Below are 8,007 nucleotides of genomic sequence, written 5' to 3'. Positions count from 1 at the left end.
AAAGAACTGGACAAGACCACTTAACGGATGGAACCTTACAATGTCACAGATGATGATCATATTTGAAAACCGATTGACACAACCCTGAAGGTTGGCCGCGGCCAACCTTCAGGGTTGACACAGTTCGTTGAACAGACCCCAGATAACATTAAGTTGAGATTAACATTAGCTTAGCTTAGTACCTCATTAGCTTAGTTCAGTACCTCGTTAGCTTAACTTAGTACCTCATTAGCTTAGTTCAGTACCTCATTAGCTTAGTTCAGTACCTCGTTAGCTTAGTTCAGTACCTCATTAGTTTAGTTCAGTACCTCATTAGCTTAGTTCAGTACCTCGTTAGCTTAGTTCAGTACCTCATTAGCTTAGTTCAGTACCTCATTAGTTTAGTTCAGTACCTCATTAGCTTAGTTCAGTACCTCGTTAGCTTAGTTCAGTACCTCATTAGCTTAAGTTGAGCTTGCACATCGGTTTGCCGAACACATTCCAGCCCAGTACATTCTTGAGAGATTTAACTCAAACCACAATATTCACAATCCTTCCAGGCACCACAATCACCTTTTTGGGTGCGGCACCTTCCAAGCGTTCGATCACGTCTTCGTTGGCTAGCACGTACTGCTCCACTTCATCCTTGCCCATCGTTGCAGGAAGTTCGAGGTTGAAGCGCTCGGTTTCTTGGGAGTAGTAATTCATTCAACTATTGGGTTTGCCGATAATTTCGAGACACGCTAATTCCGATTGCCCAACGAATCGTTCAATGTTTTCGGCATGGGTTCTGAGCAACCTTTCAATTTCCGTAAGCACTAGGTTTCCAGTTCTGATCCAAACAATCTTTGGGGGCAGACCCCAAACCACGGATAGGTCGTAGAAATCGCTATCAAAAGTGATAATGGTATAGCCGTTTTCTTTGGAGAACCGCCATATTTCTTCATCAGAGGAGTCTTCCAACCCGAGTTTTCGAACCTGCTCAACGTTCGGAAAAACATCTTTGATCTTCGACACCAGCCGAAACGAAATGTTCTGGTCAAACAGAAGTTTCACGAGGCAATCCCTAGCTGATTTTCGCGGGATGCCGCGAATAGCAGACAGGCCTGTATCTGCTTTTCATTCAGTTCAGGAAAATCACCAATGATGTCTTCCTTACTCATACCGTTTCCGAGCCAATTAAGCACATCGCCTACAGTAATGCGCGTACCTTTCAGAATAGGTTTTCCGAAGCGCTTGGTTGGGTCAATCTCTATGTAATCAGAGAGTTTCATGACATAAAGGTCGATAATTTCATGTTCAAACCACAATATTCACAATCCTTCCAGGCACCACGATGACCTTTTTGGGTGTGCCGCCTTCCAAGCGTTCAATCACTTCTGCATTGGCAAGCACGTACTGCTCCACTTCATCCTTGCCCATAGTTGCAGGAAGTTCGAGGTTGAGGCGCGTTTTTCCGTTGAAGCTGATAGGGTAGGAGATGTTGTCTTCTACTAAGTAGCTTTCGTTAAAGGCTGGATATTCAGCAAACGTGATGCTTTCGTTGTGACCGAGTAGCGACCAGATCTCCTCCGCCATGTGCGGTGCGTAGGTAGAAATCACGATAGTAAATGGCTCCAAGATTGCGCGCTTGTTGCACTTGAGGTCATTCAGTTCATTCACGCAGATCATGAATTGGCTCACGCAGGTGTTGAATGATAAACGCTCAATGTCTTCCTGCACCTTTTTGATGGTAGCATGAAGCGCTTTCAGTTCCTTTTTGGTTGGTTCTTCTTCCGAAACAACGAAGCTGTCTCCGTCATGGAACATGTTCCAGAACTTCTTTAGGAAACGCGAAACGCCTTCAATACCGTTGGTATTCCATGGCTTGGCATCTTCCAATGGCCCCAAGAACATTTCGTAAAGGCGAAGGGTGTCGGCTCCGTAGCGGTCGATCACTTCATCTGGATTGACGACATTCCACTTGGATTTGGACATTTTTTCGACCTCCTGAAAGGTTTTGAATACGGCTTCCGATGCACTTGGCATATTTCTGCTTATCGGTTCCACAGCTCCTTCAGAAGTGATGATAATTGATGAATTATCCGAATCAAACAAACATCCCAAATAGTCCTTTTTGTAATCTGAGTTCGCCAGTTTCTCAAAATTGATTTTTCCATTTTCAACAAATTGAATAGGGAAATTTCTGGTAATAAAACGGTCTTGAAATCTCTTTAGACCTGCCCAATCATTATCTTTTTTGTAGCTCTCACAGATTTCTTGGTATGTATCAGCGCTCATCACCCGTTTTACGGATTGACTCAGAGAAACATCCGTTTTTAGAGATGATATGAATTGAAAGTTGCTTACCTTCTTTTCTTCCATTATAGAAGCGTTTGTGGTGACTTCTTTATCAACCCAAACGATTTCGGAAACCCCCTGAATCATCCCCTGATTCACCAACTTCTTGGCAGGTTCATCAAAAGGTAGGTAACCAAGGTCTTTCAGGAATTTGGTCCAGAAGCGCACATAGAGCAAATGGCCTGTGGCGTGCTCCGCCCCACCAGCGTAGTAATTCACATTTCCCCAATATTCAATGGCTTCCTTACTGCAGAATTCTTGGTCATTTTTCGGGTCCATGTAGCGCAGATAGTACCAGCTACTTCCCGCCCAACCTGGCATGGTGCTTAGTTCAATCGGGTAAACAACCCCACCCTGACCCTCCCCAGAGGGAAGGGAATCGTGAATAGCTCCGCGTTCTGGGTCGTAACCCCAACCCTTAGCGCGTGCCAAAGGTGGTTCTCCTGTCTCGGTAGGCAGATATTCGTCAATTTCTGGCAGAGTAAGCGGCAAATGCTCTTCCTTCACAGGATACGGGATGCCGTCCTTGTAATAAATAGGAATCGGTTCGCCCCAATAACGCTGACGGCCGAAGACCGCATCTCGCTGTCGGTAATTGATCTTTCCTTTGCCAATGCCCATTTCTTCCAGCTTCGCGATAGACGCTTTAATGGCATCTTTCACCTTCATTCCGTTCAGGAAATCGGAGTTCATCAGAATGCCATCTTTGCTTTCGTTGGCTTCTTCTTCCAAGTTACTTCCCTCAATCACTGCCGGAATGGGGATACCGAAATGCTTGGCGAAACTCCAATCGCGCTGGTCACCACTCGGAACGGCCATCACGGCACCTGTTCCGTAACCGGCCAATACGTAATCGCCTATCCAAATGGGGATTGGATTTCCCGTGAAAGGATGTTCGGCATAAGCGCCAGTGAACGCACCCGAAATGGTCTTCACATCGGCCATTCGTTCTCTGTCCGAACGCGCTTTGGCTTTCGCGATGTAGGCTTCAATTTCTGCTTTTTGCTCAGGAGTTGTAATCTGAGAAACCAGTTCGTGCTCTGGCGCAAGCGTCATGAATGACACTCCGAAAATGGTATCGGGGCGGGTTGTAAATACTTCCACCTTGAACTCTGAACCTTGAACCTTGAACTGTATTGAAGCTCCCTCACTTCTCCCTATCCAATTGCGCTGCTGTTCCTTAAGGCTTTCGCTCCAGTCAATGTCTTGCAGTCCATCAATCAGACGCTGAGAATATGCCGTGATGCGCATACTCCATTGCTTCATCAGCTTGCGCTCCACGGGATAACCGCCACGCTCAGAAACGCCATCTTTCACTTCATCATTGGCGAGAACGGTTCCCAATTGCGGACACCAATTGACGTATGCTTCACTCAGATAAGCTATGCGGTAGTTGAGAAGAGTGATCTGCTGTTTTGCTTCATCCCAACGGTTCCATTCATCCGCAGAAAACAAAGGCGTTTCATCGCAATGCGCGTTCACCTCTGAGTTACCGTTCTTCTTGAATTCCTCAATCAGACCAGCAATCGGACGGGCCTTATCGGCAGCGTTATCGTACCACGCATCAAACAATTGCAGGAAGATCCATTGTGTCCATTTGTAGTAGGATGGATCAGAAGTTCGCACCTCTCTGTCCCAATCGAAACTGAAACCGATGTTGTCCATCTGCCTACGGAAGGTATTGATGTTGGCAACCGTGGTGATAGCAGGATGCGTCCCTGTTTGAATGGCATATTGCTCAGCCGGCAATCCGAACGAATCATATCCCATCGGATGCAGCACGTTGAAGCCTTTTAAGCGTTTGTATCGGGCATAAATGTCGGAGGCAATATACCCTAGCGGATGACCGACATGCAATCCTGCTCCCGAAGGATATGGGAACATATCCAATACGTAGAAGGGCGGTTTTACCCCTCCCTGACCCTCCCCTTGGGGGAGGTGAGCACGGAAAGTTTTCTTCTCGGCCCAATACTGTTGCCACTTCTTCTCAATCTTCTCTGGATGATACTGCATGCCTATGATTTTTTCGAGCCGCGAAGTTAAGCTTCGGGCAACAGTTATTGAAGTTCAATTGGTCGGAACTAAAACGTGAAACGTAATTGCACCTTCAGGTCGGTTCGGTGCTTGCCATAGGTTTGCTCCAATCCAGAACCAACAAAATCCCGATTACTATAGAATATGTTGGAAACCCGCACCCACGCATCAATGTTCTTGTAAATGTTGTAGCGAAGCACGAGGTATGCTTTCATTCCTCGGTAGTAATAAGAAGGGAACGAGTAGGCGTAGAGCACATCATTTTCGTAGGCATAAATGCGCGAATTGTAACCATCCGTGTCGAAATAGACCAAGCGTGCGCTGAAGGACAGCGGGAAACTCATTGGGCTGTAATTGACATCTTGGTAGATCATGAATCCTTGCTCTACATCTTGATTTCCGCGTTTGTAACGCGCATATTCTATTCTGCTCGAAAGTTTGACGGATTTGCTCAGATTGTAGCTGATATTGACCCGATAATTTGTTCTCAGTTCATCTTCGATACTCGTAATAGGACCTTCGCGGTAGGCAGATGACTCGTTGAGCTGTTTGTTTTTCTGGCGGAATCGGAAATAGATCTCCAATGTTTTTGAAGGGCGATAAACAAGTTGCCCGATGGTCTGGTATCCGAATGATGGACCATTGACCTGATAGCGGAGCCACGGAAATCTGAAAACATCGAAAAACCCTTTTATGAACCAATTGGGGAATGGATTGACGTTGAATCCGAGGTAATAGCCGGTCTCGTTGTTGTTTCTCGAATTCTCCGTCACCGGATTGGCGTACAAGGCTTGGTATTTCGGTTGCAGATGGCGCACCATTGCCGTAATGGTGATCCTTGGGTCGAGGGTCATAAAGACACCATTTATGGTAGCAAAACCCAGATTCTGACTGAGTGCGAATTCCCCGAAAAAGTGAAAGTTCTTCCAGATGTAACTGTAATCAAGCCCATAATTGCTGTTCTGTTTGCCAGAAAACTCAAAGATGTTGTAGAGCTCATCGCTGCGTTTGATGCTGTTAGAATATTGGTAGCCAACGGCCGTAACCCCAATGGATAGGCGCCTTCCTTTATAACTCACGTTACCACCATAGATGGCTTCGCTTATCGATTGACGGTCGAGTAGTTCGCCAGGAGTTCTGTGAAATCCGCTACTGAAAACAGAACTGACATTTTCTTCTTCTTCGGTCAGCGTGTCGGTTGTGGCCGAAACGTTGGCATCAAGCAATTTGTATGAACCGAAAGCAGTCACTTCAAATTTCCCGAATTGCAAGGTGGTTCCGCCTCCGCGCAAGAACCGATTTTCATCCACCGATGTGTAAGGTTTTAGTCCTACCGCATTCCGTTTGATACTGATACCATCCGAAGATTTACCGAAGGCCAAGCCGCTCCAAAACACAAGTCCTTGACCGAACTGAGCTTGAAAATCGCCTAATGCGGCTGATTTCACAACTCCTATATCCTTGATGAAAAGATGTCCGCTGTAGAAATCGAATCCTTGTTTCATGCTGCCTTTGAAAAACTCCTCACCAGCATCTTTTTCCATCGTCAATCCCCAACTGACCCTGTTCGAGTATTTGAATCGGTAGCGCGCATAATATTTCTGCGATGAACCGAGATATCTGCTGTTAGGACTTGCCGCCAATGCACTGTCCGAAATGTCGGAATAACCAACCTGAGGTTCCAGAACCTGTTGATACCGCAGCACCAATTCGTGTGATCCATCTTTCATCATTTCTTTGAAAGAGAAGGAAGTTGCGTCAGGGTCGTCAGAAACTTTCACGAATGGTTCAATCTGGCGAATGAGCGGTATCGTGAAGCCATTCACAGCTTGCAATTCGTAAATGTTGAGCAGCTTTCCATTGTCCTTGATGTGGCTCAAAAGGTTGGCAATGGCAATATCATCCAACATCGGCAATTGCTCCAGATCACTGGCTTTGGCGTTGTTTAGGTTTACCTGATGTTCTGCATAGTACATCAGATCATCCAAAAGGGTGTTGAAGTCGATGGAGGCATCACCTTCGCCAAGTTGCTCTGCAATGGTTTCAATTCTTCGCTGAATGAGCTGATCCTCATCGGCATCCACATCAATTTCGCTGTTCTGTGCTGAGGCAAAAATGCTCCCAAGAAGGAGCATCGTCATCAAACCATATGATACCGCAGACCTCACTTTTTCTTGAACGTATTGAAGCGGTAGGCCAACGAAGCTTTTGGCGAGAATCCAAGCACCGGATGAATGGAGCCGGCAATATCGAAATGAAGGTTTTTCATGTTCAATCCAAGACCGAAATCCGCATGGAAAGGCTGTGTTCCGATTCCCACGCGGATGGCAAAGATCTTGGCAGGATAATACTCGATGCCCATTTTGAAAACGGCTGGTAGTTCGAGGTCTTTTTCGGCTTCAACAGCAATTCGCACCTTTTGCGAGAAATCGTATTGAGCGCCTAATCGGAAATTCATCGGCACACGCTCATCATACGCATCAGCTAATTTGGTTCTGGTAAGATTGAAGGCATGAAATCCGATGCGGAGCCTTGACGTGACCTGAGAGAGCAATCCTATTTCGGCAATAAAACTGTGGCGGCTACCGTAATTCTCAGCAATGGTGGTATTCAAGTAACTCAACTGTAAACCAACCGAAAGGAATTTGAAAAGCTTTTTCCCGTACGATAAACCGTAGCGACTTTGGTTATAAAGTTTGTTTCCGAACCGAGAGTAACTGAGGCCAAAAACACCTAAACGTTGCGTTGGCAATACGGCCGTTGCGCCCTGCAAGTTCATTTCAGAAAGCAGGAATCGATTCTCGTAATAAACGGCCACACCGGCCTGTTCAAGTCCAACAAGTGCCGCCTGATTGTGATGAACGGCCCAAATATCTGTCAGTGCCACACTTGCATTGGCCATGCCGGCAGAACGAGCTCCAATGGGGAAATCGCTGGTCTGTGCGTTGGCCGCAACGGAAAAAACAACGAGAACGGTAGCAAATAAAAGTCGTTTCATGCAGCAACTTGACACTGCCGAATTTACAACTATTGATTTACCGTGGAAGTTAAAGTTGGGTTAACCGTTCACTCCCTTCATCCCTTGCTTTGCTTGTTATTAATCCGCATAAACTGTTGGCACGCACTTTATCTGCCAACAGCATTTCGGAAGAACGGAACAGGCACATGCTCTTGCTATAGATTCAACCTTCGGAACAGCGGTGCTGTCATGTTCAACTTTAGGGATCAACAGTACAACTGTAGAAATGAAATGTGCTACTGTTGGATTCTACAGTTCAACTGTCGGAATGAAATGTATTACTGTCGGATTCTACACTGCTAAAGTCGAATTATACAGTTCAACTATTGAAATGAAATGTGCTGCTGTTGGATTGAACTGTACTGCTGTTGATCTCAACAGTTCTACTGTTGGATTCAACACTTCTACTGTTGAACCGGTATGTAGTACTGTTGATCTCTCCTGTTCTGATGTTGAATCGTACTGTACTACATGTGTGTTCTGAAGTTGTGGTGTGGGGGTCTGTTCAACGAACTGTGTCAACCCTGAAGGTTGGCCGCGGCCAACCTTCAGGGTTGTGTCAATCGGTTTTCAAATATGATCATCATCTGTGACATTGTAAGGTTCCATCCGTTAAGTGGTCTTGTCCATTTCTT

7 protein-coding genes are annotated in these 8,007 nt (G+C 46.0%); 1 reads left to right on the top strand and 6 read right to left on the bottom strand.

Going from position 1 to position 8,007, the window contains the following annotated elements; all coding sequences use genetic code 11:
• Positions 1 to 510: 510 nt before the first annotated feature.
• From K9J17_18550 to K9J17_18525, 6 genes are all read right to left on the bottom strand, one after another.
• On the bottom strand, positions 511 to 687 hold the full coding sequence (locus tag K9J17_18550; protein MCF8278734.1) for a hypothetical protein: 177 nt from the start codon (positions 685 to 687) through the stop codon (positions 511 to 513).
• On the bottom strand, positions 688 to 1,035 hold the full coding sequence (locus K9J17_18545) for a DUF5615 family PIN-like protein (GenBank protein ID MCF8278733.1): 348 nt from the start codon (positions 1,033 to 1,035) through the stop codon (positions 688 to 690). It lies immediately after the preceding gene.
• Positions 1,032 to 1,253, bottom strand: a complete 222-nt coding sequence (locus tag K9J17_18540) for a DUF433 domain-containing protein (GenBank protein ID MCF8278732.1) — start codon at positions 1,251 to 1,253, stop codon at positions 1,032 to 1,034. The genes K9J17_18545 and K9J17_18540 overlap by 4 nt, the downstream gene beginning before the upstream one ends.
• Positions 1,254 to 1,278: 25 nt before the next feature.
• Positions 1,279 to 4,332 carry a leucine--tRNA ligase gene (locus K9J17_18535; protein ID MCF8278731.1) on the bottom strand — a complete coding sequence of 1,018 codons (3,054 nt, stop codon included), beginning with the start codon at positions 4,330 to 4,332 and terminating at the stop codon, positions 1,279 to 1,281.
• A gap of 68 nt (positions 4,333 to 4,400) precedes the next feature.
• Entirely contained in the window at positions 4,401 to 6,494 is a 2,094-nt protein-coding gene (locus tag K9J17_18530; GenBank protein MCF8278730.1) for a helix-hairpin-helix domain-containing protein, read from the bottom strand.
• Between the two features lie 23 nt (positions 6,495 to 6,517).
• A complete protein-coding gene (locus tag K9J17_18525; protein ID MCF8278729.1) occupies positions 6,518 to 7,351 on the bottom strand; it encodes a hypothetical protein in 834 nt (277 codons plus the stop codon).
• Positions 7,352 to 7,640: 289 nt separating this feature from the next.
• Here K9J17_18525 and K9J17_18520 point away from each other — a divergent pair, with 289 nt between their 5' ends.
• Positions 7,641 to 7,856 (top strand): hypothetical protein, encoded by a 216-nt coding sequence (locus K9J17_18520; protein MCF8278728.1) that lies wholly within the window; start codon positions 7,641 to 7,643, stop codon positions 7,854 to 7,856.
• Positions 7,857 to 8,007: the final 151 nt, after the last annotated feature.

The sequence above is a fragment of the Flavobacteriales bacterium genome (assembly GCA_021739695.1).
Taxonomy (GTDB): domain Bacteria; phylum Bacteroidota; class Bacteroidia; order UBA10329; family UBA10329; genus UBA10329.
This window is presented reverse-complemented; position numbering and strand designations above follow the sequence as displayed.

Coding starts and splice junctions, on each gene's coding strand:
- K9J17_18550 (MCF8278734.1), bottom strand. CDS start 687: ATGAATTACTACTCCCAAGAAACCGAGCGCTTCAACCTCGAACTTCCT.
- K9J17_18540 (MCF8278732.1), bottom strand. CDS start 1,253: ATGAAACTCTCTGATTACATAGAGATTGACCCAACCAAGCGCTTCGGA.
- K9J17_18535 (MCF8278731.1), bottom strand. CDS start 4,332: ATGCAGTATCATCCAGAGAAGATTGAGAAGAAGTGGCAACAGTATTGG.
- K9J17_18530 (MCF8278730.1), bottom strand. CDS start 6,494: ATGACGATGCTCCTTCTTGGGAGCATTTTTGCCTCAGCACAGAACAGC.
- K9J17_18525 (MCF8278729.1), bottom strand. CDS start 7,351: ATGAAACGACTTTTATTTGCTACCGTTCTCGTTGTTTTTTCCGTTGCG.
- K9J17_18520 (MCF8278728.1), top strand. CDS start 7,641: ATGAAATGTATTACTGTCGGATTCTACACTGCTAAAGTCGAATTATAC.